At 40.9% G+C, this 25,330-nt stretch carries 28 protein-coding genes; all 28 read right to left on the bottom strand.

The features are described from left to right. Nucleotide 1: 1 nt before the first annotated feature. Nucleotides 2–445: a flagellar export protein FliJ gene (fliJ, locus tag ACTJKA_RS05865; protein WP_350386069.1), complete on the bottom strand. Its 444-nt coding sequence runs from the start codon at nt 443–445 to the stop codon at nt 2–4. Nucleotides 446–453: 8 nt separating this feature from the next. Continuing rightward, nucleotides 454–1,770 carry a flagellar protein export ATPase FliI gene (gene fliI, locus ACTJKA_RS05860; RefSeq protein ID WP_008344803.1) on the bottom strand — a complete coding sequence of 439 codons (1,317 nt, stop codon included), beginning with the start codon at nt 1,768–1,770 and terminating at the stop codon, nt 454–456. Beyond that, nucleotides 1,767–2,531, bottom strand: coding sequence for a flagellar assembly protein FliH (gene fliH, locus ACTJKA_RS05855; protein ID WP_017367245.1), 765 nt, complete (start codon nt 2,529–2,531; stop codon nt 1,767–1,769). The genes fliI and fliH overlap by 4 nt, the downstream gene beginning before the upstream one ends. After that, nucleotides 2,524–3,540, bottom strand: coding sequence for a flagellar motor switch protein FliG (fliG, locus tag ACTJKA_RS05850; protein ID WP_008344808.1), 1,017 nt, complete (start codon nt 3,538–3,540; stop codon nt 2,524–2,526). Before fliG ends, fliH begins: the two co-directional genes overlap by 8 nt. An 11-nt stretch (nt 3,541–3,551) precedes the next feature. Next, nucleotides 3,552–5,144 carry a flagellar basal-body MS-ring/collar protein FliF gene (gene fliF / locus ACTJKA_RS05845; RefSeq protein ID WP_007499608.1) on the bottom strand — a complete coding sequence of 531 codons (1,593 nt, stop codon included), beginning with the start codon at nt 5,142–5,144 and terminating at the stop codon, nt 3,552–3,554. A 50-nt stretch (nt 5,145–5,194) separates the two neighbouring features. Continuing rightward, the gene (gene fliE / locus ACTJKA_RS05840) at nt 5,195–5,512 is read right to left on the bottom strand and encodes a flagellar hook-basal body complex protein FliE (RefSeq protein WP_007499609.1); all 318 of its coding nucleotides are present in this window, start codon (nt 5,510–5,512) and stop codon (nt 5,195–5,197) included. Between the two features lie 11 nt (nt 5,513–5,523). Continuing rightward, a complete protein-coding gene (gene flgC / locus ACTJKA_RS05835) occupies nt 5,524–5,976 on the bottom strand; it encodes a flagellar basal body rod protein FlgC (RefSeq protein ID WP_007499610.1) in 453 nt (150 codons plus the stop codon). Continuing rightward, the gene (gene flgB / locus ACTJKA_RS05830) at nt 5,976–6,365 is read right to left on the bottom strand and encodes a flagellar basal body rod protein FlgB (RefSeq protein WP_017359092.1); all 390 of its coding nucleotides are present in this window, start codon (nt 6,363–6,365) and stop codon (nt 5,976–5,978) included. The genes flgC and flgB overlap by 1 nt, the downstream gene beginning before the upstream one ends. 288 nt (nt 6,366–6,653) lie before the next feature. Further along, nucleotides 6,654–7,433: a GTP-sensing pleiotropic transcriptional regulator CodY gene (gene codY / locus ACTJKA_RS05825; protein WP_007499612.1), complete on the bottom strand. Its 780-nt coding sequence runs from the start codon at nt 7,431–7,433 to the stop codon at nt 6,654–6,656. Nucleotides 7,434–7,467: 34 nt separating this feature from the next. Then, the gene (gene hslU, locus ACTJKA_RS05820; protein ID WP_008344818.1) at nt 7,468–8,868 is read right to left on the bottom strand and encodes an HslU--HslV peptidase ATPase subunit; all 1,401 of its coding nucleotides are present in this window, start codon (nt 8,866–8,868) and stop codon (nt 7,468–7,470) included. A 16-nt stretch (nt 8,869–8,884) separates the two neighbouring features. Then, nucleotides 8,885–9,430: an ATP-dependent protease subunit HslV gene (hslV, locus tag ACTJKA_RS05815; protein ID WP_007499614.1), complete on the bottom strand. Its 546-nt coding sequence runs from the start codon at nt 9,428–9,430 to the stop codon at nt 8,885–8,887. Between the two features lie 14 nt (nt 9,431–9,444). Further along, nucleotides 9,445–10,362, bottom strand: coding sequence for a tyrosine recombinase XerC (gene xerC / locus ACTJKA_RS05810; protein WP_007499616.1), 918 nt, complete (start codon nt 10,360–10,362; stop codon nt 9,445–9,447). A 62-nt stretch (nt 10,363–10,424) separates the two neighbouring features. After that, the gene (trmFO, locus tag ACTJKA_RS05805) at nt 10,425–11,729 is read right to left on the bottom strand and encodes an FADH(2)-oxidizing methylenetetrahydrofolate--tRNA-(uracil(54)-C(5))-methyltransferase TrmFO (protein WP_007499618.1); all 1,305 of its coding nucleotides are present in this window, start codon (nt 11,727–11,729) and stop codon (nt 10,425–10,427) included. A gap of 70 nt (nt 11,730–11,799) precedes the next feature. Further along, nucleotides 11,800–13,875: a type I DNA topoisomerase gene (gene topA / locus ACTJKA_RS05800; RefSeq protein ID WP_008344821.1), complete on the bottom strand. Its 2,076-nt coding sequence runs from the start codon at nt 13,873–13,875 to the stop codon at nt 11,800–11,802. A 194-nt stretch (nt 13,876–14,069) separates the two neighbouring features. After that, nucleotides 14,070–14,972, bottom strand: coding sequence for a DNA-processing protein DprA (gene dprA, locus ACTJKA_RS05795; RefSeq protein WP_017367240.1), 903 nt, complete (start codon nt 14,970–14,972; stop codon nt 14,070–14,072). 63 nt (nt 14,973–15,035) lie between these two features. After that, on the bottom strand, nt 15,036–15,938 hold the full coding sequence (gene sucD, locus ACTJKA_RS05790) for a succinate--CoA ligase subunit alpha (protein ID WP_007499624.1): 903 nt from the start codon (nt 15,936–15,938) through the stop codon (nt 15,036–15,038). A 22-nt stretch (nt 15,939–15,960) separates the two neighbouring features. Then, nucleotides 15,961–17,121 carry an ADP-forming succinate--CoA ligase subunit beta gene (gene sucC / locus ACTJKA_RS05785; RefSeq protein ID WP_008344824.1) on the bottom strand — a complete coding sequence of 387 codons (1,161 nt, stop codon included), beginning with the start codon at nt 17,119–17,121 and terminating at the stop codon, nt 15,961–15,963. A gap of 176 nt (nt 17,122–17,297) precedes the next feature. Further along, nucleotides 17,298–17,573: a FlhB-like flagellar biosynthesis protein gene (locus tag ACTJKA_RS05780; protein ID WP_008344827.1), complete on the bottom strand. Its 276-nt coding sequence runs from the start codon at nt 17,571–17,573 to the stop codon at nt 17,298–17,300. Then, nucleotides 17,570–19,306 (bottom strand): glycosyltransferase, encoded by a 1,737-nt coding sequence (locus tag ACTJKA_RS05775; protein WP_138825735.1) that lies wholly within the window; start codon nt 19,304–19,306, stop codon nt 17,570–17,572. Before ACTJKA_RS05775 ends, ACTJKA_RS05780 begins: the two co-directional genes overlap by 4 nt. A gap of 28 nt (nt 19,307–19,334) precedes the next feature. Further along, nucleotides 19,335–20,099 (bottom strand): ribonuclease HII, encoded by a 765-nt coding sequence (locus ACTJKA_RS05770; RefSeq protein WP_046526651.1) that lies wholly within the window; start codon nt 20,097–20,099, stop codon nt 19,335–19,337. 76 nt (nt 20,100–20,175) lie between these two features. After that, entirely contained in the window at nt 20,176–21,024 is an 849-nt protein-coding gene (ylqF, locus tag ACTJKA_RS05765; RefSeq protein WP_007499632.1) for a ribosome biogenesis GTPase YlqF, read from the bottom strand. A gap of 90 nt (nt 21,025–21,114) precedes the next feature. Further along, on the bottom strand, nt 21,115–21,462 hold the full coding sequence (gene rplS / locus ACTJKA_RS05760) for a 50S ribosomal protein L19 (RefSeq protein WP_008344834.1): 348 nt from the start codon (nt 21,460–21,462) through the stop codon (nt 21,115–21,117). Nucleotides 21,463–21,599: 137 nt separating this feature from the next. After that, nucleotides 21,600–22,334, bottom strand: coding sequence for a tRNA (guanosine(37)-N1)-methyltransferase TrmD (gene trmD / locus ACTJKA_RS05755; protein WP_007499635.1), 735 nt, complete (start codon nt 22,332–22,334; stop codon nt 21,600–21,602). Then, nucleotides 22,331–22,855, bottom strand: coding sequence for a ribosome maturation factor RimM (gene rimM, locus ACTJKA_RS05750; RefSeq protein WP_008344836.1), 525 nt, complete (start codon nt 22,853–22,855; stop codon nt 22,331–22,333). Before rimM ends, trmD begins: the two co-directional genes overlap by 4 nt. Before the next feature lie 8 nt (nt 22,856–22,863). Further along, nucleotides 22,864–23,250 (bottom strand): YlqD family protein, encoded by a 387-nt coding sequence (locus ACTJKA_RS05745; RefSeq protein ID WP_008344839.1) that lies wholly within the window; start codon nt 23,248–23,250, stop codon nt 22,864–22,866. Nucleotides 23,251–23,353: 103 nt separating this feature from the next. Beyond that, a complete protein-coding gene (locus tag ACTJKA_RS05740; protein ID WP_012009937.1) occupies nt 23,354–23,599 on the bottom strand; it encodes a KH domain-containing protein in 246 nt (81 codons plus the stop codon). Continuing rightward, complete coding sequence (gene rpsP / locus ACTJKA_RS05735; RefSeq protein ID WP_008344841.1) at nt 23,599–23,871, bottom strand: 30S ribosomal protein S16; 273 nt, start codon at nt 23,869–23,871, stop codon at nt 23,599–23,601. Before rpsP ends, ACTJKA_RS05740 begins: the two co-directional genes overlap by 1 nt. A gap of 105 nt (nt 23,872–23,976) precedes the next feature. Beyond that, complete coding sequence (gene ffh / locus ACTJKA_RS05730; RefSeq protein WP_171465323.1) at nt 23,977–25,317, bottom strand: signal recognition particle protein; 1,341 nt, start codon at nt 25,315–25,317, stop codon at nt 23,977–23,979. Nucleotides 25,318–25,330: the final 13 nt, after the last annotated feature.

Below are 25,330 nucleotides of genomic sequence, written 5' to 3'. Positions count from 1 at the left end.
CCTAATGTCCTTGAAACATGAATTGGCTGATAGAGATATCATCCATTTCTTTCATTTCAATTGCCTTATGTTCAAGGGAGAACTTTTCAAATTGCTTTTCTTTCATTTTTTCAAACTTTTTAAACTCAATATTTTTTTCAGTTAAATCAGATTGTCTTTCATTCATTTGATGGCGTTTCATGATCACAAGCTGCTGATAATGATGAATGGTGTTATCTAAGTTCGTCACAAATTGCTGGTAATGACGCATTTCTTGAACACTCATCCCACTTCTCAGCTTTTCTTCTTTGCTCTTTTCCATTAGCTCTTTTTTACTCATATTTTCATAGAGTTTTTCAGCGGCTTGCTCAAATGCCGAAACGGATTGTTGATACGCTGCGAGTGATTTGTCTTTTTCACTTTCTTTCAATTCTAAGAGCTTTTGAAATTTGTATTGATATCTCACTGTTTTTGTCAATCCTCTCTATTCATCAAACTGAGCAATATCCTCACGCTGTCTTCAATCGATACAGCCTCTTCAACGTCCTGCTTCAAAAATGAAATCAGTTGTGGGTAAGCTTGCATGGCCTCATCAATATCTTTAGAGGAGCCTTTTTTATATGCTCCAATGTTAATGAGGTCTTCAGCGTTTTGATATGTGGATAAAAGCTGGCGGAACCGGTTAGCCGCTTCCTTATGATCATGACTTGCGATATTACTCATGACACGACTGATACTTTTCAGAATATTGACAGCTGGAAACTGTCCTTTGTTGGCCAATGCACGATCAAGTACTATGTGGCCATCTAAAATCCCCCGCACTGTATCAGCGATCGGCTCATTCATATCGTCACCATCAACAAGCACTGTGTAAAACGCTGTGATGGAACCAAGTTGATTTGTACCAGTTCGTTCTAGCAATTTTGGCAGTATAGCGAACACTGAAGGCGTATATCCTTTTGTTGTTGGCGGTTCACCAGTTGCAAGTCCTATTTCCCGCTGTGCCATGGCGACCCTTGTGACAGAATCCATCATGAACATGACATTTTTGCCTCTGTCTCTGAAATATTCGGCAATAGCCGTTGCAGTATAGGCTGCTTTTAATCTTGTCAGTGCGGGCTGATCTGAAGTTGCGACAACAACAATCGAACGCTTCAGTCCTTCAGCTCCTAAATCTTTTTCGATAAACTCGCGAACTTCACGTCCACGCTCTCCAACAAGTGCAATGACATTGAGATCCGCTTCTGTCTGCTTGGCAATCATCCCCATCAAGGTACTTTTACCAACACCGCTTCCCGCGAATATGCCAATTCTTTGACCAGTGCCGACTGTGAGCAAGCTGTCGATCACTCTGACACCAACGCCCATTTTTTCACGAATAGGCGGTCTGTCCATCGGGTTTGGAGGAGATTGTTCTGTTGAGACAGGTGCAAGTCCTTTAGGAAGCATGCTGCCGTCCAGTGGATCACCGAAAGCATCAACAACTTGCCCGATTAAACCAGTTCCTACTTTGACCTTTAACGACTCACCTGTTGCTTCAACAAGACTGCCTGGTGAGATGTTAGAGGCTTCTACGTAGGGCATGAGCAAAATGTTTTCATCTTTAAAGCCAACGACTTCTGCTTTGATCGGATGATTCTTACTCCCTTTTTTGTGAATCAGACATACATCACCGATTGAGCTTTCTGGCCCCTTGGACTCGATCATCAGTCCAACAACTCGATTGACTTTACCAAAACGTTTATAAGGATCGGCAGTTTCAATCGTTTCTTTTAGCACATCTATGTTCATTTGTGATCACCTGAATCAATGACTTCTAATAACTTTTCTTTTAACTGATTCATTTGGGTATCAACACTCGCTTCCACTTTTCCAAAGCTTGTTTCGACGTAACAAGTACCTTTTGGTGCTTTTTCATCCGAGTAAATGGCAAGATGTGTATTCTTTTGAAGGATTCTATTTAATTCATCTTTATATTCCATCACATGTTCGTAATGTGCAGGGTCGACATAGATGGAAATATCGTCATATTCTTTCACTTCTGAAATGACCTGCTTCACTAGCGTTAAAAATTGTTCTTTTGTGTCCTCAGCTGCATTCCATACTCGTTTAGCGAGCTCAAAGGCAAGTTCGACAATTTCTTCAGCAGAGCTTTCGATTTTTGCTTCATAGTCCTGCTTTGCAAGGCTGACAATGTCATTCGCTTGATCAAGAATCGATTGATACTGTAAATTCGCATCTGCTTCGCCCTTTTGAAAACCATCTTGATATCCTGTTTGTTTCGCTTCTTCAATGAGCTGTACTCTTTCTGCTTCAAAATCAGCTCGCCGCTGATTGATTTCAGCCATTGTTTGTTCCAGCTCACGATTTGCTTGTTCTAAAATACGGCTTGCTTCATCTTGTGCATCACTTAATACAAGTTGAGATGCTTCTGTTTCGTTGACAAGCTCTTCTTCGTGATGTTCTCTTTTGAATTCCACTTGCTGCAAGGGAATGGTTTGACGGCCTTGTTCAGGAATAACAGATGTTTCATGTTTGATAATCCTAGACAATGATATCGTCTCCTCCACCTCGAGCTATGACGATTTCTCCAGCCTCTTCAAGTCGTCTTACGATGCTGACAATACGAGTCTGTGCTTCCTCGACATCTCTAAGCCGGACAGGTCCCATAAACTCCATTTCTTCTTTGAACGTTTCGACCATACGCTGCGACATGTTGCGGAAGACAATTTCTTTGACTTCTTCGCTTGCCACTTTGAGTGCAAGTAGTAAATCGTCATTCTCAACATCTCGAATCACGCGCTGAATGGCTCTGCTATCAAGAGTGACAATGTCTTCAAAGACAAACATACGTTTCTTAATTTCATCAGCAAGCTCAGGATCTTGAATTTCCAGTGTATCTAAAATGGTTTTCTCCGTTGCACGGTCTACACCATTCAGGACTTCGACTACCGCTTCGACTCCGCCCGTTTGGGTATAATCTTGCGTAAAGGTTGAAGAGAGCTTTTGTTCAAGAATACGTTCCACCTCATTGATGATCTCTGGAGATGTGCGGTCCATTAAAGCAATTCTTCTTGCAACCTCGGTTTGTACTTCCTCGCCTAACTCAGATAAAATCTGTCCAGCCTGTACTGGATCTAGGTAGGAAAGAATGAGCGCAATGGTTTGTGGATGCTCATGCTGGATAAAGTTTAAAATTTGCTCTGGGTCAGCCTTTCTAGCAAAATCAAATGGTTTCACTTGAAGTGAGGATGTTAAGCGATTTAAGATGCTGTCCGCTTTGTCCTCACCAAGCGCTTTTTCAAGCACTTGTCTTGCGTACATAAGGCCGCCTTGTGATATGTAGTCCTGCGCGATGGCAATGCTGTGAAATTCTTCGATGATCTCATCTTTTTTAGCAGTATCTACACTTCTTACATTTGAAATTTCTAATGTTAATTTTTCTATTTCGTCTTCAGACAGATGTTTGTATACAGATGCTGACACGTCTAGCCCTAAGGAAATCATTAGGATTGCTGCTTTTTGTCTGCCTGTTAGTCGATTTGGATCTTTTCTCGACATGTGTATTCCTCCTAATCCTCGGACAGCCAGCTGCGTAGCAATTTAGCAAAGTCTTCTGGTTTATCTTTTGCCATTTTTTCAAGCTGATTTTTTCTCACCATTTCTTCTGTTTCTGGCTCAGTATCGATATCAGGAACATGAATTGGTGTACGTTCATCAAACTCAAACTCTTCTTCCTCATCTTTTCTTCGCTTACGTACGAGAAGGATAATGAGAGCGATAATGGCAAGTAGTAGCACACCGCCAACAATATAAACCCAAATCGGAATATTGTTTGAAGGGTTTTCTGCTGCCGTTTGCTGTTTACCGTCTAATTTTGATACAGATAAAACGATTTTGTTATCTAAGTCTGCTTGAGTGAGCGCTTGACCGTTTGTGTATTCTTTATCAATCGATGTACTGATGATGGTTGAAAGAATTTTTTTGATATCATCCTGCCTTTCAGCAGTTAATGAGGTCGGATCGTTTGCAGTAGGTGGTTCAACCAGTGCCTGAATGCCAACGTCTCTGATTTTATAAGGACTTTCTTTGATATCTTTATGAATGCGGTTGACTTCATAATTGATGCGATCTTCGCTCTTTTCGTAATCTCCGCTTCCATTCGTTCCATCAGCGCCTTGATAATTTGTGACATCATCGTCACCTGTTCCAGCGGTGCCTCCAGCTGCTGCGCCATTACCTGAATAAGTTTCAGCAATCTTTTCAGCGCTGACAGCAATTCCTTGCATGTTTTCTTGATCAACTGGTTCGACAAGATCTTCTTTTCTTTTTTCTTCAGTAAAATCAATGTCTGTAGTGACCGATACGGCAACTTTCTCTTGACCCATCATCGTTCCAAGCAGCTGTTGAATTTTTCGTTGAAGATTCTTTTCAATCTCTTCTTTTTTCTGCTGCTGTGCATCCATTCCACTTGCATAGGAATCTGAGCTGCTGTTTAAGTCATAGTAGTTGGAATCTTGGTCCATAATGACAATGTTTTCTGTTTTTAAGTTCGGCACACTTTTTGAAATAAGATGATAAAGGCCTTTTACTTGTTGCTGAGTAAGCGTGTAGCCTGGCTGAACTTGCAGCACAATTGATGCTGATGCATTACTTTGCTCTTCTCCAACAAAAACGGAATCTTTTGGCAGGTTAATCATAACCTTTGAATCTTTAATCCCATCAATCGTGTTGATCAGATTGGATAGTTCTGTCTGAGTTGCGTCTACTTTCAGAACATCAAATTCATTGTCTGTTAAACCGAAGCCGGAATTGTTCGCAAAGAAGGAGTAATCAATATTCCCCGTTTTAGGAAGTCCTTCTGATGCAAGTGTTACTTTTAAAGTGTCTGCTTGCTTTTCTGGAACTAAAATCGTCGTTCCGTTATTTGCAAGTTCCGATTTAACGTTTTTGCCATCCAGTTCCTGTTTGATTTGTCCTGCTTCTGCCTCAGACAAATCTCTAAACAACGGAACCATTTTTTCAGAAGAAGCAAAGATGCTAACAACCGTAATAATGATTGCTAGGGCAGCTACGCCGCCAATCATGAGTATTTTTTGTAATTTTGATCGATTTCGCCAAAACTCAACTGTTTTTGTTCTTAATTGCATTAAAGTACGATTCATCTTAACCCCCGGTCATTCCATTCAGTCTATTTTTTGTCCACCAGCACCTCCTACATCTGCATTCTCATAATCTCTTGGTACGCTTCGACTGCTTTATTCCGAAACTCGGTTGCAGCTGTGAGTGTCACACTCGCTTTTTGTGAAGCAATCATGACTTCATCGAGATTGACATCTTTCCCTTGTGCGAGAGCATTCGTATACTGGTCTGATTTCAGCTGTGATTGATTTAATGCCTCAATGGAATTCTTCAGCACATCAGAGAAATTCGTTTGACTTTTAGGTGCAGCCGCCTGCACAGACGATGCATTCGTCAATTCACTTGCTTGCTGAGCGGTTTGAAGCTGGAAAGGAGATATTGCGTTAACCAATTCTTTTCACCTTACTTTCCTATTTCTAAAGCTTTCATCAGCATGCTTTTATTCGCATTCAGCGCAGTCACGTTTGCTTCATATGACCTTGAGCTGCTGATGAGATCAACCATTTCCTTTAATGGATCAACGTTTGGTGTTTGAACATATCCATTTTCATTGGCATCGGGATTTGTAGGATCATATTGAAGGTTGAATGGAGTTTCGTCTTCAGTAATTTTTGTTACTTTGACGCCGTTTCCTAATTTGCCGCTCGAATTCATGCTTGAGTTCAATATAGATGAAAATGATTCACCTGACGGCTGTAATGTGACGAGCTTGCGTCTATAAGGCTCCCACTTGCCATCAACCTGTTTAGCTCTTGTTGTATCCATATTCGCAAGGTTAGAGGATACAACGTCCATTCTGAGCCTCTGTGCTGTTAATGCTGAGGCCGAAGCGTTCACGCCTGAAAAAATCGACATCACTTACCTCCTGTCAAAACTGTTTTAAGAGAATTGAACTTTCCGCTCATTCTTTCAACCAACGCATTATACTGAATTTGGTTTTTAGCGAGTTCACTCATCTCTTGATCAATATCGACATTATTTCCGTTTTCTTGATAAGAAGTACGGTTACTCGAAACAACTGAATAATTAGACCCTGTTTTAGAAAAATCAATGTGACCTTGGTATGTTTTTTTAGCATCTAATTTGATTGACGCATCATTTAGCATGTCGTGGAATGCAACTTTTTTAGACTTGTAGTTCGGTGTGTCTATATTCGCGATATTATTGCTTATGACTTTTTGCTTAACATTCGCTCTGCCCAAGGCATTCTCAAGGTTGCTTATCGTTCCAGAAAATATATCCAAAACCATATACCTCCAATCATATGTATTTCATTCCATTTAATCATGTCGAGATTTGTAAAACCATATGTTCATTGTAAGAAATAATAGGATTAAAGTCTATGATGTAATTGTAAAAAAAACTCGTAATATATATCTATTTTACGAATAGGTATAAAGACCTAGATTCAAAGCACTACAGAATTGTAAGGGGTTTCTTGGAAAAAAGAGTGTCATTTTTCGGACAAATCCTCTTTTTTTATACAAAAAAACCCTTTTCAGCGTTTATTTCGGCCGAAAAGGGTTTTTTGATTAGTGAGATTTTAAATTTTCAAGTTCAATTAAAAATTTGTTGTTTAATACTTTGATGTATGTTCCCTTCATTCCAAGAGAACGAGATTCAATAACGCCTGCACTTTCTAATTTACGAAGTGCGTTTACGATCACTGAACGAGTGATTCCTACACGGTCAGCAATCTTACTTGCCACAAGCAGCCCTTCGTTTCCATCGAGTTCTTCAAAGATATGTTCAATCGCTTCAAGTTCACTGTATGAAAGAGAGCTGATCGCCATTTGAACAACCGCTTTACTTCTTGCTTCTTCTTCAATTTCTTCCGCTTTCTCGCGAAGAATCTCCATTCCAACAACTGTTGCGCCGTATTCAGCAAGAATTAAATCATCATCTGTGAATGTATCTTGCAAACGAGAAAGGATTAACGTCCCTAAGCGGTCTCCGCCTCCGATGATTGGCACAATCGTTGTCAAACCTGATTGGAATAAATCACGGTTCTCAATCGGGAAAGCTGTGTACTCACTGTTGATGTCAAGGTTTGAAGATGTTTCAGGGACATTGAATAAGCTTTTTGTATATTCTTCAGGGAACTGACGATCTTCCAGCATTTTTTTCATACGTGCATTTTCAATCTGCTGGTTAATGGAGTAGCCAAGAAGCTTCCCTCTTCTGCTTAATACGAAAATGTTTGAATCAATGACATCTCTCAGTGTTTCTGCCATTTCTTTAAAATTAACCGGTTTCCCCGCTGCATCTTGCAGCATCGAGTTAATAATCCTTGTTTTTTGTAGTAACGCCATAATAATGATCCTCCTAGATTACTTTATTCATTTGTTAAAGTATAAATTGACTTAAGTCTTTGTTATTTGCAATCTTTCCTAGCTTCTCTTCTACATACTGAGGGGTAATAGTCACTGTTTCCATTGTAATATCAGGCGCCTCAAATGAGAGCTCTTCTAGCAGTTTCTCAAGTATGGTGTGAAGCCTTCTTGCACCGATGTTATCCGTCTCCTGATTGACGTGATAAGCCACTTCGGCAATCTTATGAATAGCATCGTCAGAAAATTCAAGAGATATACCTTCTGTTTCAAGTAAAGCCTTATATTGCTTTAATAACGCGTTATCTGGTTCCGTTAAGATTTTCACAAAGTCTTCTATACTTAATTTATCTAATTCTACACGGATTGGGAAGCGCCCTTGAAGCTCTGGAATCAAATCCGAGGGTTTCGCCATATGAAAAGCGCCTGCTGCTACAAATAGAACATGATCTGTTTTCACAGCCCCATACTTCGTCATCACAGTGGAACCTTCTACAATCGGTAAAATATCACGTTGAACCCCTTCACGAGAAACATCTGCAGACGATGCACCACCGCTTTTGGCAATTTTATCGATTTCATCGATAAAGATGATTCCTTGCTGCTCTGCTTTTTGCACGGCTTCCTGACCGACTTCATCCATATCAATCAGTTTTGAAGCTTCCTCAGCAGTTAACGCTTTTCTCGCTTCTCTGACGGTCAGCTTTCTGCGTTTTTTCTTTTTAGGCATGAGATTGCTAAGCGCATCCTGCATGTTCATACCCATTTGCTCCATACCCGAGCCTTGAAGCATATCAAACATGGAAGGCTGCTGCTCTTCAACTTCAATCGTGACGTAATGGTCTTCAAGTTCACCCATCGCCAGCTGGTGCGCAATGCGTTTTCTCGTCGACTCAAGCTCTACTTCTTCACTTGAGTGATCTCGGTCACTTTCATCAGCATCAGAACCACCAAACAGCATCTCAAAAGGATTTTTCACAGACTGACTTTTTTTCTTTCCAGGAACAAGTAGATGAACAAGCCGTTTGTTTGCTTGTTTTTCCGCTTCTTCTTGAACATCCTTCATTTTTTCTTCTTTGACTAGTCTGATTGCTGTTTCCACTAAATCTCTGACCATTGATTCTACGTCACGTCCGACATATCCAACTTCAGTAAACTTCGTTGCTTCCACTTTAATGAAAGGTGCACCAGAAATCCTTGCAATTCTGCGAGCAATTTCTGTTTTCCCCACACCTGTCGGACCAATCATTAAGATGTTTTTAGGAACGACTTCATCCTTTAGCTTATCATGTAAAAGACTTCTTCTGTAACGGTTTCTTAAAGCCACCGCCACTGCTTTTTTCGCATCAAGCTGACCAATAATGTACTGATCAAGCTTTTCAACTATCTCTCTTGGGGTGAACGGCTTTTTCTCCATACGTCTCATGTCCTTTCTATTCAAGCTCTTCTAAAGTGATTTGATCGTTCGTGTAGACACAGATTTCTCCGGCCGTTTCAAGAGCCGCCTTTGCAATCTCTCGAGCTGAGAGATGGTCACCTGCATGTTTTTTGAGTGCTCTCCCGGCGCTAAGCGCGTAGTTACCGCCTGACCCGATAGCCAAAATGCCATCGTCTGGCTCGATGACCTCTCCTGTTCCAGATACGAGCAGGATGCTTTCTTTATTCATGACGATCAGCATGGCCTCAAGCTGTCTGAGCATCTTGTCACTTCTCCATTCTTTCGCCAGTTCTACAGCTGCTCGTTTTAGGTTACCACCGTATTCTTCAAGCTTCGTTTCAAACTTCTCAAAGAGTGTAAATGCATCTGCAACTGAACCAGCAAAACCTGCGAGTACTTTGCCTCCGAAAAGACGGCGCACTTTTTTTGCTGTGTGTTTCATGACGACAGCCTGCCCAAAAGTGACTTGACCGTCTCCAGCCATCGCACTTTTTCCTTTATGTTGAACGGCAAAGATTGTGGTTGCATGAAATGATGACATGAAAAAACCTCCTTTTAGGATCGTTTAAAAGCCCTTGGGTGATGAGACATGTACGTTTTTCTTAAAGAATCTTTTGATACATGCGTGTACACCTGTGTTGATGATAAATTTGAGTGACCGAGAAGTTCTTGAACACTTCTTAAATCCGCTCCCTCGTTTAAAAGATGCGTAGCAAAGGTGTGCCTTAACATGTGAGGATGGATATGTAATGTGCCAGATGCCTTTTTCATTAATTCAGTTAGAATGAATCGAACGCCTCTGTCTGTAAGAGGAGCTCCGCGCTGATTCAAAAACACATGTGAATCAGCACGATCCTTTCCCTTCACTTTCAGCTTCTGCCTTCCATCCTCTAAATATGTGGAGAGCGCTTCATGTGCATAAGAGCCGAAAGGTACATACCGCTGTTTGCTGCCTTTCCCATGAACAAGCACTGTATCCATCGATAAATCAAGATCAGATTCTTTTAATGAACATAACTCACTGACCCTCATACCTGTTGCATAAAGAAGTTCTAAAATGGCTTGATTTCTTTGACCAAGCGGTGTATTTACATCAGAAACTGTAAATAGCTCTTTTAGTTCCTCTTCATACAAAAATGAAGGAATTCGCTTATCCTGCTTTGGTAAGCTAACGAGTAAAAAAGGATTTTCTTTCACAAGCTGTTCTCTTAATAAAAATTTATAAAAGCTGCGAAGTGCAGAGACTTTCTTACTAATCGTTCTTCTTGTAAGGCCTTTTTCATAAGCTTCTGTTAAATAAATTCTCGTATCTTGATAGGATACCTCTTCAAAACCGTCTATTCCTTGAATGTTCATAAATCTGACAAACTCTTCAATCGCCTCAGTATAACCTGAGATCGTTAAAGCTGAATAGTTCTTTTCAATCTGCAAATATTCAATGAATAAGTGGACAAGACGCTGTTTATCTGTCATTTTTACACCTCTTTAAGGCTTTTAAATGGTATCACATATCTTGCTTCCCGTGCAATGTTTTACTACAGAGATTTCGAAATAGTTTGAATAGTTTCGATTGCGCGTTTAGCGTACTCTGCATAGCGCTCTTGTTTGTTTTTAATTCGAACGCCAAGATCTTTCAGCAAGCCAAAGTTTGCATTCATCGGCTGGAAGCTTTTCTTGTTTGTTGATGTGATGTAGTAAGCCATACTGCCAATCGCTGTTTCTTCTGGAAGTGTCACAAGCTCTTCTCCTTTAACAAAACGAGCTGCGTTGATTCCAGCCACTAGTCCTGAAGCCGCGGACTCAACATATCCTTCAACACCAGTCATTTGTCCGGCAAAGAATAAGTCGTCTCTATTTTTAAATTGATACGTCGGTTTTAGAAGGCTTGGCGAGTTAATAAATGTATTACGGTGCATCACACCATAACGAACAATCTCTGCCTCTTCAAGACCTGGGATCAAACGGAATACTTCCTTTTGATCGCCCCACTTCAGATGTGTTTGGAAACCAACAATATTATATAAAGTACCTGCTGCATCATCCTGTCTTAATTGAACAACAGCGTAAGGTCTTTTTCCTGTTTTCGGATCTTCAAGTCCAACTGGTTTCATCGGTCCAAAGAGCATGGTTTTTTTCCCTCTTTTGGCCATGACTTCAATGGGCATACAGCCTTCGAAGAAGATTTCTTTTTCAAACTCTTTTAACGGCACAGTTTCAGCCGAAATGAGCGCCTCATAAAAACGATCGAATTCTTCTTCTGTCATCGGACAGTTTAAATAAGCCGCTTCCCCTTTATCATAACGTGATTTCAAGTACACTTTATCCATATCGATGCTGTCTTTCTCGAGGATCGGCGCTGCTGCATCGTAGAAATATAAATACTCTTCACCTGTTAAGGATTTCAATTCTTTTGAAAGTGCTTCTGATGTAAGAGGACCCGTTGCGATAATCGTCGGACCTTCTGGAATGCTTTGCACTTCTTCTTGAAAGACCGTCACATTCGGGTGATTTTTCACGCGGTCTGTGACGTTCGCTGCAAATTCATGACGATCTACTGCAAGCGCTCCACCAGCAGGAACCGAGCTTTCATCTGCTGCTGCGATGATTGCTGAGTCTAAATGACGCATTTCTTCCTTTAGTACACCTACTGCGTTTGTTAAAGCGTTCGCACGCAATGAGTTACTGCATACGAGCTCCGCAAATTTATCAGTGTGGTGAGCTGGTGTTTGTTTGACAGGTCTCATTTCATACAGATGGACTTTAATTCCGCGCTTGGCAATTTGCCATGCCGCTTCACTTCCTGCTAAACCTGCTCCGATCACATTTACAAATTGACTCATTGTACAACTCTCCTATTTCGTAAGTTCTATTTGATGACATAAAAAAGCAGGTGAACAAGGCTGCTCACCGCTATTTTTGTTGTTCCTCTTTATAATCACAGTTCACACATTGAACTTGAATGCCTTTTTTCAGCTTTTTCTCTACAAGCATATTTTCGCATTTTGGACACTTTCTTTCAATTGGTTTGTCCCAAGAGACGAATTCACACTCTGGAAAACGATCGCAACCGTAAAAAATGCGGCGCTTCTTAGATTTCCGTTCAACGATATTTCCTTCGTGACAAGTCGGGCATTTGACACCAATATCTTTGACAATTGGTTTTGTGTTACGGCAGTCAGGGAAATTAGAGCATGCCATGAACTTACCGTATCTCCCCATTTTGTACACCATTGGATGACCACACTCTTCGCAATCAACTCCGGCGTATTCAGGCTCGATCTCAACTTCCTGCATCTCTGCTTCTGCTTTTTCTACCCTTTTTGCAAAATCTTGATAGAAACTGTCGATAATGCGTACCCATTCAATCGTACCTTCTTCAACGCTATCAAGTTCTTTTTCCATTTTCGCAGTAAATTCTACGTTAATGATTTCAGGGAAGAATTCAATAATTAAGTTGAGCACAATCTCTCCAAGCTCTGTTGGAATAAACCGTTTGTTATCAAGTGCCACGTAGCCGCGCTTTTGAATAGTATCTAATGTTGGTGCATACGTCGATGGGCGGCCGATACCTAGCTCTTCAAGGGTTTTGACAAGTCTTGCCTCAGTGTAACGTGGAGGCGGCTGCGTGAAGTGCTGCTCTGGTTCAATATCTTTTGAAAGAACGGTATCCCCCTCTTTCAGATCAGGAAGCATTTTGTCCTTTTCTTCTAACTGGTCGTCCTTCCCTTCAACATATACTTTCATAAATCCAGGGAATTTCACCTTACTTCCATTTGCACGGAAAGTAAGCCCGTTATTTTCAAGATCCACACTCATTGTATCAAGAACAGCTGGTGCCATTTGGCTTGCCACAAAACGTTCCCAGATCAATTTATAAAGACGAAGCTGATCTCTGCTTAGCACGTGTTTGACATCTGCTGGTTTTCTTAGCGTAGAAGTCGGACGGATGGCTTCGTGAGCATCCTGTGCATTTTCGTTCTTTTTGGCAGTACGTTTTGTTGTATTCAAGAAATTCTTGCCGTACGTTTGATCAATGAAAGCAGATACTTCTTCAATTGCCGTATTGGAAATACGTGTTGAGTCCGTTCTCATATATGTAATGAGACCTACTGTACCTTCTTTACCAAGATCAATTCCTTCATATAATTGCTGTGCAATCATCATCGTTTTCTTCGCACGGAAGTTTAGTTTTCTCGCTGCCTCTTGTTGTAAGGTAGATGTTGTAAACGGAACAGCTGGGTTGCGTTTACGTTCTTTTTTCGTCACTTTTTCAACAGAAAACTTGCTTCCTTTTAATTTCGAAAGGATTTCTTTTACATCTTCTTTTGTTTTTAGCGGATGTTTTTTGCCATTTACGCCAAAGAAACTCGCTTCAAAGCTTTCTTTCCCTTTTAGGAAGGTGCCATCAATTGTCCAGTATTCTTCTGGTTTGAATTCATTAATTTCATTCTCGCGGTCAATAATCAGGCGGAGTGCAACTGATTGAACACGACCGGCGCTTAAGCCCTTTTTGACTTTCTTCCATAAAATTGGGCTGATTTTATATCCAACGAGACGATCTAAGATTCGTCTTGCCTGCTGCGCATCAACCAAGTCCATATCGATCATACGTGGATGTTTAAAGGAATCTTTAATTGCATCTTTTGTAATCTCGTTAAAGACAACGCGGCAATCTGAAGAGAGGTCAAGGTCAAGGCTGTGGGCTAAATGCCAAGCAATCGCTTCTCCCTCTCTGTCGGGGTCAGCTGCGAGATATACTTTTTTTGCTTTCTTCGCTGCTGTTTTTAATTCTTTTAAGACTGGACCTTTTCCTCGAATCGTAATATATCTCGGTTCGAAGTCATGCTCAGTGTCAACACCAAGCTGACTTTTCGGTAAATCCCTTACATGCCCCATTGAAGCCTTTACTTTATACTTTTTTCCTAAATAACGCTCAATCGTTTTCGCCTTTGCTGGCGACTCAACGATGACTAAATAATCAGCCATACTCAAAATCCCCCTTAAGAGGTGTTCTCTCTTTATCCATTTCACAAATTTATATTTATGTTAATTGCACCTATCTAACAGGCAATCGTTAAAAATTCTTTATGATGAACATCATTATAAACACGAAAAACAAAGTGTAAACTTAAATCCTCACTATTATTAAATATTCCGATGTCTTTTGTCAAACGATATTTTTATGTGAGTTCAGTATATTGAACACCGCTCAAGGAGAATTCCTCTAAAATATCCTTCGTTGAATGAACAAGCTTGGCACCTTGCTGAATCAATCTAGCTGGACCTATAGAATTAGAATCAAAGATCGATCCTGCAACAGCAAACACTTCTTTTCCTTGCTCTAATGCCTGGTAGGCTGTAATAAGCGAACCGCTCTTTTCTTTGCACTGGACCACGATGGTTCCTCTTGTCAGGGCACTAATTAATCGGTTTCTCATTGGAAAATGCCATTTTTCTGGTTTGATATAAGGCGGGTGCTCTGACAACAGTAAATGATGTTCTCCCATATATTGAGCCATTTGCACATGTTCTTTTGGATATACATGTTGAAAGCCGCCAGCTACAACACCAATCGTTTTTCCTTTTTTTCTTATGCACTCTTTGTGTGCAAGTCCATCAATTCCTTTTGCTAAACCGCTCACAATCATCCAATCTTCCTCTACAAGTTCTCCAACAATTTTCTTCACGCACGCTTCTCCATAAGAGGATGGCACTCGTGTACCTACTACACCTAAACTTTTTTCTTCATTTAAATAGGTAACGTTTCCTTTTAGGAATAATACTGGGGGAGGATCATAAATGTGTTTTAGTGAGCTGGGATATAAAGGTGATGTGATGGGAATCATGTGAATATTTTGCTTTAAATAGGCTTGAACGATGTGTTGAAAAATGGGGAATTCATTTTCTTCAGCTTGTTGTAAGCGGGTAAAGTCGATCTTTTGTAATGATCGATCCTGTTTGAAATGATGTGTTTCTTCATTTATATATAGCTCAGGATCGACTTTCCACCATTTTGTTAACAAAGAGGGTGAGATGAGGCCTTTTAAGCGGTGAAAAATCATTCTTTCGGACACGTTGTACATACCATTCCTCCAGTTTAAGATAGAAAGAAGAAGACTTGTCAAAGAACAAGTCTTCTTGTGTCATTAATGCGTTTTACAAGCTTCGAAGAGATTCTTCTCTTTTAACACTTTAATTAAGGTTTCTCCCATGACAGATGGTGTCTCTGCCACTTCAATTCCACATTCACGCATTGTTTTTACTTTTTCATCAGCAGTTCCTTTACCACCAGAAATAATGGCACCAGCATGTCCCATACGTTTTCCTGGAGGCGCTGTTTTACCGCCAATAAAGCCAACAACCGGCTTGGTCATATTTGCTTTTACCCATTCAGCTGCTTCTTCTTCAGCAGTACCGCCGATTTCACCAATCATGATCACAGCATGCGTTTCAGGATCTTCATTGAAGGCTTTTAATACATCAATAAAGTTCGTACCATTGACAGGGTCGCCGCCAATTCCTACAGCTGTTGATTGACCAACACCAGCCTCTGAAAGCTGATGTACCGCTTCATATGTAAGCGTTCCAGAACGAGACACAACACCAACATGACCTTTTTTATGAATGTAGCCAGGCATGATGCCAATTTTACATTCTTCAGGTGTAATCACACCAGGACAGTTCGGTCCAACAAGTCTTGTCTTCTTACCTTCCATATAGCGTTTCACTTTAACCATATCCAGAACTGGAATGTGTTCTGTGATACAAATCACTAGATCCACTTCTGCATCAACAGCCTCTAAAATGGCGTCTGCTGCAAATGGTGCTGGTACATAGATAACAGAAGCATTTGCTCCAGTTGTCTGTACTGCTTCAGATACAGTATTAAATACAGGAACTCCCTCTACTTCAGTTCCACCTTTTCCAGGTGTGACACCGCCAACGATATTTGTTCCATACTCAATCATTTGTTTTGTATGGAATAATGCGGTTGAACCGGTAATCCCCTGAACAATTACTCTCGTATTTTTATTAATAAATACACTCATTTAGGTTCCCTGCCTTTCTGCTCTACTTGACTAAAGATACAATCTTTTCTGCCCCGTCAGCCATAGACTCAGCAGAAGTGATATTTAAGCCTGAATCACTCAGGATTTTCTTCCCTAATTCAACGTTTGTTCCTTCAAGACGTACAACGAGTGGTAATGTTAAGCCGACTTGTTTCGTCGCTTCAACAACACCTTCTGCAATGACATCACATTTCATGATGCCGCCAAAAATGTTCACGAAAATCCCTTTGACATTTTGATCAGATAAGATGATTTTAAATGCTTCCGTTACTTTTTCAGCAGTTGCACCGCCGCCAACATCAAGGAAGTTTGCAGGGTCCCCGCCGTAATGCTTGATGATATCCATTGTAGACATCGCAAGGCCTGCTCCATTCACCATACAGCCAATATTCCCATCTAGTGAAATGTAGCTTAGGTCATATTTAGATGCTTCAATCTCCTTTGGATCTTCTTCATCAAGGTCACGGTATTCTAATATATCTTTTTGTCTATATAAGGCATTGCTATCAAAGTTTAATTTTGCATCAAGTGCCATGACTTTTCCATCACCTGTTACAACAAGAGGATTTATCTCGGCAATTGAACAATCCTTTTCAATAAACGCATTGTAAAGGCTTGTCATAAACTTAACAGCTTGACCAACTAATTTTGTTGGAATATTAATTTTAAACGCAACTTCTCTCGCCTGATAGGCTTGGAGACCAATCGCTGGGTCGATGACCACTTTCACGATTTTTTCTGGCGTTTTTTCTGCTACTTCTTCAATTTCAGTACCGCCTTCTTCAGAAGCCATCAAAACAATTCTTGATGTCGCTCTATCCAAAACGAGTCCTACATAGTACTCTTTTTGAATATCGCAGCCTTCTTCAATAAGTAAGCGTTTTATTTCGCGCCCTTCAGGCCCTGTTTGATGTGTGACAAGTGTCTTGCCGAGCAATTCCTCTGCAAACCCTTTCACTTCATCTTTTGTTTTTGCAATTTTTACCCCACCAGCTTTACCACGGCCGCCTGCATGAATCTGTGCTTTTACGACATATACAGAGCTTCCTAGCTCTTCTGATGCTTTCACTGCTTCATCAGGTGTAAATGCTACTTTACCATTTGGAACTGAAACCCCATATTTTCTTAGGATTTCTTTTCCTTGGTACTCATGGATATTCATTTCCCATCCTCCCAACATATGTAGAAACAAAAATTATAAAATAGACTGCGCTTTCATTTTAAAGAATAAAAAAGAGAATGTCTAGGGTTCTATGTAAAATCGTAAAATCCTTCTAAACATTCAAACTTTTATTTTATTAAAAATATAAATTTTTCAGTCAAAACACTTATTTTACCTTATTTTTTCATTTTTTGATCCAATCGATAGATAAATGAAAATATTTCTGCTACAGTATCGTATAACGCTTCTGGGATTTCCTCATCGAGCGTTAAGTGGCGCATCAGTTCTACTAAATTACGGTCTTCTTGAATAGGGACTCCAGCTTTTTGAGCTTCTTCAATAATATGATCAGCCACATAGCCACTGCCTGTTGCAACGACTTTTGGCGCTTTTTGTTTTTCTTCATCATAGTGTAGAGCGACCGCTCTTCTAAGCGGTTTTGAATCTTTCATACTCGTAAGTCCAGCCCTTTCTCGCTGATTTTATGAAAGTGTTCATCCAGAAAGTCAGACGGATCAATTGGCTCTTCTCTCTTTTTCGCTGTAATCCCCGTCAAACTATACCCTAGGGCATTTAAATTCTCTCGAACAGCTGGAATCATTGGATTAATGGTCCCTTGCAGTTCGTGAGCCGTCTCGACTGTAATTGACATCACTTTTTGCTGAATCGTACAGTCTATTAACGTTTCTTCTAAGTTTTCCATGTTTAAATAAAACATTAAACGGCACTGAGAAATATCGATAGAGCCATCTTTTTTCTTATGCCCTTTTAGAATAAAGGTTAAATCTTGAACACTATGTTTTGAGAAAAGCGGGTAAGAAACCATCATTTGACTAACTGTTTGGTTTTCCTGATGCACTAGTAACTGCCCATTTAATCTATGGAATAATTGATCCACTTCTTTTTTTACGGGCTCGGGAACATCAGCTTGCCTTGCATCATTTAAAACCATCTTTAATTGGTGAAGCTCTTGGCTTTTGACATCTTGGCTGCCCTTTTCCAGTAATTTCAGCATCCCAATTTCATCTCGTACACCTATCGCTTTTTTCATCGTCATCAGTAAATCGAGTACATCGGTTTTATTGCTTAATGCTGGTTCAGTCTGCTGAATGGCCTTTGCCAATGCGTTCGCCTCTGTTTTTGAAAGAAACGGAAATTCCCTTTGAAGCACGGCTGCCTTTGCGTCAGCCTGTGGCCCTGCCTGCTGGACTGCTTGAACCAGTGATGTGAGTTGTTTTACATCAAGCTGCTGCTGTCCGTCTGTACCTTGCTTTGTGATGCTCGTCAGAATGCGTTCTATTTGCTGAAGCGGGAGCTGTTTTGGACTTAATAATTGCTGCACGCTGTTCTGATTCACTGTATCCGCCTGTCGCCCTTGTTGTATAGCGGTGGGCTGGCTCTGCTTTGTTTGCTGAGCCGGATTGACATGAGGCTGCACTTGCTGCAAGCTTTCTCCTTGCTTCGTTTGACCTTCTTTTGCTCCTAGAAGCACCGATAAGAGCTTTTCTGCATGAACGGTTGTCTCAGCATTTACAACCGTACGAACGGCCTGTGTAAGAGCCTGTGTGGCTTCTGATTGCTTCGGAAGCTGTGTTAATCGATCTAGCAGTGCTGTCACATCCTGATGAAGTGCAGAGGGGGATTTCATCGCTAATATTGATTGGAGCACTCCTTGTTGAATCGGCAAATCTTTCTTTAAAGCAAAAAGAAGTGCTTGCAGACCTTTTTTGATATCCGCACCTTGAAGTTGTTCAATCCATTTTACTGCCGTTTTTAACTCTGCTTCGTTGATGACCGGTTTTTCTTTTAAAAAGGCTGTAGCTGTTAACATTTGTTCAAGTCCATTTTTAAGCGACAGACCTTCTAGTAGTTTAGCTGCGGCATCCTTTAATGTTTTAGGATCTTGGTCAAATTGCTGAACAGGTCTTAATTTACTCAGACTGCCTCCACCTTCTTGTTCTAATTGGAACCAGTAGAAAGAATCGGCTTTGAGCTGAGCCGCTAGCTGCGCTTTGATTTTGGTCGAACCTATTTGAACAAGTGCTGTATCATCCCCGAGCATTTTTAGTACTTTGCCAAGTATGAGCCGGTGAATATTTTCCTTTCCTTCCGTGTTAAGCGGAACAGATTCTGCCGTATTCAGCCGACTATTCAGTGCAGTATGTATATCTTCAACTCTTGTCATCACAGGCAGCCTCCTTGTGTCAAAATATTTATGAAATAACAGATTTCACTGGTGCAAATGATAACCGGTGGATAGGTGTGGCGCCATGTGTTTGAATGGCAGCAAGGTGCTCTTTCGTTCCATACCCTTTATGTTTTTCAAATTGATACTCAGGGTACTGGCGTCCATACTCTTCCATCATTTGGTCCCTTGTCACTTTGGCAATACATGCACCAGCTGCGATGGATGCGCTTTTAGCATCTCCTTTGATGATATTCTCCTGTTGAGTAGGAAGCGGGAGCGTCATCGCATCTATGAGTAGATAATCAGGTGTGTGAGTGAGCTGCTTTACAGCCCTCACCATCGCCAGTCTTGATGCTTCGTATATATTGATTTCGTCAATCGTTGCCGCATCAACAATGCCGATGCCGATGTCGAGCGCTTCCTTTTGAATGAGCTCATAATAGGTCATTCTTTTTTTCTCAGATAGCTGTTTTGAATCATTTAAACCGAGTAGGACGGTATCTTCTTTTAATATCACAGCTGCCGCAACCACTGGGCCAGCGAGTGGTCCTCTTCCTGCTTCATCTATGCCTGCAATATAAGTGTATCCTTGCGCTTTTGCTTTGGTTTCAAATTGCAGCATTTGCTTCCATGCTGCATGTAGTTCTTGCTGCTTTTCTCTCTCTTTGTTCCATTTGTCCATCAGCTTCTGGACACTTTTTCTTGTATCGTCTTTCAATAGTTCACGAATGTATGACTCGTCGTCAGCATGTTGTTCTATTAATGCTTTTATTTGTTTGACCGTGTACATTGGCTTTTCCGCAGCCTCCTTCTTTATATCGGCAGTTTTTCGCAAAAAATAAAGACCCGCATGAGCTGCGTGTCTTTTAGCTTTCAGGCTTCTCAAAAGTGAGGGGACCAAATTTTTCCGTTCGAATATCCCGAATAATGATTTCGGTCGTTTTGTCGTAATTAATGAATCCTCCACTCATCAGACAGCCGCGTTTTGTGCCAATGGCATCAAACAGCTCAACTGTATCTTCAGGTATTTCTGCTAAATCATAGCGTTTTTTTAACCGCTCTGGATAGTGCTCTTCTAAAAAGCGGAGCGCATACACAGCGACATCCTGCAAGTTGATGATTGAGTCTTTAATCGCTCCAGTGACGGCCAGCCTAAGACCTACTTGTTCATCTTCAAATTTCGGCCAGAGAATTCCGGGGGTATCGAGCAGTTCAAGTTCTTTTCCGACCTTCACCCATTGTTGTGACGTCGTAATACCAGGTCGATCTCCTGTTTTCGCAATATTTTTCTTTGCCAACCGATTGATCAGCGTTGATTTGCCGACATTGGGAATTCCGATAATCAAAGCTCGAATGGCACGCGGCTTAACACCTTTTGCTTTCATTCGATCGAACTTTTCTTTTAAGATTTCTTTTGATGTCGTAATGATTTGATTTAACCCTTGTCCATCGACAGAATTAATGGCAAGTGACCTTACGCCTTGCGCTTCAAAGTGTGCCTGCCACTCTTTTGTCATACGAGGATCTGCTTTATCTGCTTTGTTCAAAAGCATAATTTTCGGTTTGTTTTGGAGGATTTCTTCAATCATTGGGTTTCTAGAGGACATCGGAATTCTTGCATCGGTTAATTCAAATACGATGTCGATGAGCTTTAATTTTTCTGTGACTTCCCGTCTTGCTTTTGCCATATGGCCTGGAAACCATTGAATTGTCATATGTGCACCTTCTCTCTTCTAACGGTTGTCTCTATACATTGTACAAAAAAAGAGCCTGTTACAGGTAACAAGCTCTTTCCTTTGATATCATTATCGTCTGATTTCTTTGATACGAGCCGCTTTACCGCGAAGTTCACGTAGGTAGTAAAGTTTCGCACGACGTACCTTACCGTGACGTACAACTTCGATCTTAGCGATTTTTGGTGTGTGTACAGGGAATGTACGCTCAACGCCTACACCGTAAGAGATCTTACGAACTGTGAAAGTTTCGCTGATTCCACCACCACGACGCTTAATTACAACACCTTCAAAGATCTGGATACGCTCACGAGTACCCTCGACAACTTTCACGTGTACACGTAAAGTGTCACCAGGACGGAACGCAGGAAGATCAGTGCGTAATTGTTCTTTTGTGATTTCTTCAATCAATTGTTGCATCGTTTTCAACTCCTTCCAACAGATGCTCATGTCCTCTTTCTTCATTGCAGCGGAACATCGTTTTCAAACTTGAATCGGCAAGCCGTCCAAGTCACAAGTAGTATCATACCACACCTGTATACCTTGTGCAATACAATCTAGTCATTATGAAGCTGCCAAAGCCATCTTTTTTCTTCATCCGTTAATGTTTTGCAAGAATCGATCAAATCTGGCCGTCTTGTATAGGTTCGCTTCAACGATTCTTTACGCCGCCACTCTTCAATTTTGGCATGATTACCAGAGAGAAGCACATCTGGTACTTTCAATCCTTTATAATCAGCTGGTCTTGTATAGTGCGGATGCTCAAGCAGACCTGTACTAAATGAATCTTCGATATGAGACGCTTCTTTTCCAAGCACATGAGGCAAAAGCCTGACCACACTGTCTGCAATCATCATCGCCGGCAGCTCTCCGCCTGTGAGAACGAAATCTCCGATTGAGATTTCATCTGTGACAAGATGCTCCCTGATGCGCTCATCGTAGCCTTCATAGTGGCCGCAAATGAACATAAGATGCTCTTCTTTTGCAAGCTCTTCTGCTTTCTTTTGTGTATATCTTTCTCCTTGAGGACAGACAAGAATAATGCGGGGCTTCTTGTTTGCTTTTTTCGTTAAATCTTCTACCGCATCAAATACTGGCTGTGCTTTCAGAACCATGCCAGCACCGCCGCCATACGGATAGTCATCCACTGTTTTATGTTTATGATCGGAATACTCCCTAAAATTCACGACATCAAATGAGACCGCATCTTTTTCCTGAGCTTTTTTTAAGATCGATGAGTGAAGCACCCCTTCAAACATTTCAGGAAACAGTGTTAAAAAGTCAATTTTCATTCGTCAATGAGTCCTTCCATCACTTCAATGTGTACTTTCTTGGATGAAATATCAACTGTTTTGACGACAGATGGAATATAAGGGATGAGGGCATCTTTTTTGCCTTTTCTTCCAACCACCCATACATCATTTGCCCCTGGCGTTAAAACTTCTTTGATTTGACCAATCAGTTTGTCCTCTTCATCATATACTTCACAGCCGATGATTTCGTGGAAATAGAATTCCCCTTCATCTAATGAACCAAGATGTTCTTTTTCTACTTTTAAAATCGACTCTTTTAATTGCTCAGCTTCATTTAACGAGCCGACTTCTTCAAATGTCAGTAAATCAAATTGTTTGTGCTGTCTATGTGATGCGACAGTCACTTTTAGCGGTTCTTTTTGATTTTGTTTGAAAATATAAAGGACGCTGCCTTTTTTGTAGCGTTCTTCTGGGAAATCAGTCTTTGACACAACACGTACTTCTCCGCGCACTCCATGTGTATTGACGATCTTTCCGACATTCAACCATTCTAGCTCCATGTTCTCAATCACCCCTGACGTATTTCCACAATGGTGCCGTCTTTCACGACGATGACATTGTCTTGCATTTTGTCATCCCATTTATCACCTATTTTTACTTCAATCAGCGCATCCACTTCTGTTTCTTTCATTTCACTGCCAAGAGGCAAGATATGAAGCTGCTCGACTTGAAAATCAATTTGCCTCATTTTCTCTTGTCTTTTTTCAATGGCTTTTTGAAATTGAGGGATGGCTTCTTGCTGATGTGGTTCTTTTTCATGCTTTTTTAGTTGAAAATATAGTTGATTGCACTCACGTTCTAGTCTTTCTTTTTTCTCCAAAAAAGTCGTTAACAGTTTGTCCTTACTGCTTTCAGTTAATACTTGCATGACGGTGACATGTTGAATGATCTGCATCTTCCTTTTTGTCCCCCTATCCGAAGGCATTTGTCCTCTACAGTATAACGAAAAATAGATTTAAACGTGTAAAAAAAGGGGAGGTCCTAAGCCCTCTCCCTTTTTAGTCAGCAATCTCAAGTTGAACTTTCTTAGAAGACTCTGCACTTGCTGCAAACATGACTGTTCGTATCGCTTTAGCTGTACGTCCCTGCTTACCGATCACTTTTCCGGTATCTTCAGCATTGACAGACAGTGTGTAAATGACCTGCTCATCTTTTTCTAATGAAGATACGTGAATATCTTCAGGGAAATCAACAAGTGGCTCGACGATGGACACAATCAATTCTTCCAAGGACAGCTCATTCATTATTTGCTGTTTTTCGCATTATGAAATTTTTCAAGAATTCCTTGGCTTGAGAAAAGGTTACGAACTGTATCAGATGGTTTCGCACCATTTTGAAGCCATTTAAGCGCTAATTCTTCGTTGATTTTCACCTCAGCTGGTGATACCACTGGGTTGTAAGTTCCAACTGTTTCGATGAAACGACCGTCACGTGGTGAACGAGAATCTGCTACAACAATACGATAGAAAGGAGATTTTTTTGCTCCCATACGTTTTAAACGAATTTTTACTGCCATTTTACTAGCACCTCCGAAAATATTTCAACAAGATAGTATATTAACAATGATAAAAGGGTTTGTAAAGTGTTTTTTCTTAACAACGGTTTTATCATGTATAACCAATTACATAAATGGTAATTTAAAGCCCTTTTTCTTTCCTTTGGACATGTTGGTCATTTGCTTCATCATCTTTTTCATTTCATCAAATTGCTTTAAAAGGCGATTGACTTCCTGTACAGATGTTCCACTTCCTTTTGCAATCCGTTTTCTTCGGCTTGCATTGATGACCTCTGGCTGTTCTTTTTCCTTGGTCGTCATTGATTTAATGATCGCTTCGATATGATTGAGCTGCTTTTCGTCTACTTGGACGTTTTTGAGCCCTTTCATTTTACCGGCTCCCGGCATCATTTGAATCAGTTCATCAAGAGGACCCATATTTCGAACTTGCCCAAGCTGCTCGAGGAAATCATCGAGCGTGAAGCTCATTGTCCGCATTTTTTGCTCAAGCTCTTTCGCTTTATCTTGGTCGACGTTTGCCTGTGCTTTTTCAATAAGCGTGAGCACATCTCCCATACCAAGAATTCTTGATGCCATCCGCTCCGGATGGAATGGTTCAATCGCATCAAGCTTTTCTCCTAGTGCAGCGAATTTAATCGGCGTATTGGTGACAGCTCGAATAGAAAGTGCTGCACCACCTCTTGTATCACCGTCTAGTTTAGTTAGAACGACACCCGTTAAACCAAGCTGTTCATTAAAGCTTTTCGCAACATTGACAGCATCTTGACCTGTCATAGAGTCAACAACTAGGAAAATTTCTTCTGGATTCGCTACTTCTTTTACTTTCTGAAGTTCATCCATTAATTCTTCATCAATATGAAGACGTCCTGCTGTATCTAAAATGACATAATCATGATGTTCTTCTTTCGCTTTTTCAATTGCCTGTTTGGCAATTTCGACAGGGCTGACTTGATCACCTAATGAAAATACTGGCATATCAAGCTGTTTCCCGAGCGTTTGAAGCTGCTGGATTGCTGCTGGTCTGTAAATATCAGCAGCCACCATCATCGGCTTGCGATTATGTTTTTTGCGAAGTAAATTGGCAAGCTTCCCAGTCGTGGTTGTTTTACCTGCCCCTTGAAGACCAACCATCATAATGACAGTTGGAGATTTTTTCGCTACAGCGATTTTACTCTCTTCCCCGCCCATTAATTCAGTGAGTTCTTCTTTTACAACTTTAATGACCTGTTGTCCTGGGGTAAGACTTTGCATGACCTCTTGTCCAACTGCCCGCTCGCTTACTTTTTTCACAAAGTCTTTGACTACTTTAAAATTGACGTCAGCTTCAAGAAGGGCAAGGCGTACCTCGCGCATCATTTCTTTTACATCTTGCTCTGACACTTTTCCTTTGCCGCGGATTTTTGAAATCGTCTGCTGCAGTCGGTCGGCTAATCCTTCAAATGCCATACTGTGCCGCCTC

The organism is Bacillus sp. 22190 (assembly GCF_052045575.1).
In the GTDB taxonomy this organism is placed as follows: domain Bacteria; phylum Bacillota; class Bacilli; order Bacillales; family Bacillaceae; genus Bacillus; species Bacillus altitudinis.
This window is presented reverse-complemented; position numbering and strand designations above follow the sequence as displayed.

Coding starts and splice junctions, on each gene's coding strand:
- rpsP (WP_008344841.1), bottom strand. CDS start 23,871: ATGGCAGTAAAAATTCGTTTAAAACGTATGGGAGCAAAAAAATCTCCT.
- sucD (WP_007499624.1), bottom strand. CDS start 15,938: ATGAGTGTATTTATTAATAAAAATACGAGAGTAATTGTTCAGGGGATT.
- fliF (WP_007499608.1), bottom strand. CDS start 5,144: ATGAATCGTACTTTAATGCAATTAAGAACAAAAACAGTTGAGTTTTGG.
- codY (WP_007499612.1), bottom strand. CDS start 7,433: ATGGCGTTACTACAAAAAACAAGGATTATTAACTCGATGCTGCAAGAT.
- sucC (WP_008344824.1), bottom strand. CDS start 17,121: ATGAATATCCATGAGTACCAAGGAAAAGAAATCCTAAGAAAATATGGG.
- ACTJKA_RS05770 (WP_046526651.1), bottom strand. CDS start 20,099: ATGTACACGGTCAAACAAATAAAAGCATTAATAGAACAACATGCTGAC.
- fliI (WP_008344803.1), bottom strand. CDS start 1,770: ATGAACATAGATGTGCTAAAAGAAACGATTGAAACTGCCGATCCTTAT.
- hslV (WP_007499614.1), bottom strand. CDS start 9,430: ATGTCATCATTTCATGCAACCACAATCTTTGCCGTTCAACATAAAGGA.
- ACTJKA_RS05780 (WP_008344827.1), bottom strand. CDS start 17,573: ATGAAAGATTCAAAACCGCTTAGAAGAGCGGTCGCTCTACACTATGAT.
- topA (WP_008344821.1), bottom strand. CDS start 13,875: ATGGCTGATTATTTAGTCATCGTTGAGTCGCCAGCAAAGGCGAAAACG.
- trmFO (WP_007499618.1), bottom strand. CDS start 11,729: ATGAGTCAATTTGTAAATGTGATCGGAGCAGGTTTAGCAGGAAGTGAA.
- flgC (WP_007499610.1), bottom strand. CDS start 5,976: ATGTCGATTTTTTCAGGCGTGAACGCTTCGGCCTCAGCATTAACAGCA.
- hslU (WP_008344818.1), bottom strand. CDS start 8,868: ATGGAGAAAAAGCCGTTCACCCCAAGAGAGATAGTTGAAAAGCTTGAT.
- ffh (WP_171465323.1), bottom strand. CDS start 25,317: ATGGCATTTGAAGGATTAGCCGACCGACTGCAGCAGACGATTTCAAAA.
- ACTJKA_RS05775 (WP_138825735.1), bottom strand. CDS start 19,306: ATGACAAGAGTTGAAGATATACATACTGCACTGAATAGTCGGCTGAAT.
- rplS (WP_008344834.1), bottom strand. CDS start 21,462: ATGCAACAATTGATTGAAGAAATCACAAAAGAACAATTACGCACTGAT.
- ACTJKA_RS05740 (WP_012009937.1), bottom strand. CDS start 23,599: ATGAATGAGCTGTCCTTGGAAGAATTGATTGTGTCCATCGTCGAGCCA.
- dprA (WP_017367240.1), bottom strand. CDS start 14,972: ATGTACAACGTGTCCGAAAGAATGATTTTTCACCGCTTAAAAGGCCTC.
- ACTJKA_RS05745 (WP_008344839.1), bottom strand. CDS start 23,250: ATGCAGATCATTCAACATGTCACCGTCATGCAAGTATTAACTGAAAGC.
- fliG (WP_008344808.1), bottom strand. CDS start 3,540: ATGTCGAGAAAAGATCCAAATCGACTAACAGGCAGACAAAAAGCAGCA.
- xerC (WP_007499616.1), bottom strand. CDS start 10,362: ATGACAGATAAACAGCGTCTTGTCCACTTATTCATTGAATATTTGCAG.
- trmD (WP_007499635.1), bottom strand. CDS start 22,334: ATGAAAATTGACTTTTTAACACTGTTTCCTGAAATGTTTGAAGGGGTG.
- rimM (WP_008344836.1), bottom strand. CDS start 22,855: ATGGAGCTAGAATGGTTGAATGTCGGAAAGATCGTCAATACACATGGA.
- ylqF (WP_007499632.1), bottom strand. CDS start 21,024: ATGACAATTCAATGGTTTCCAGGCCATATGGCAAAAGCAAGACGGGAA.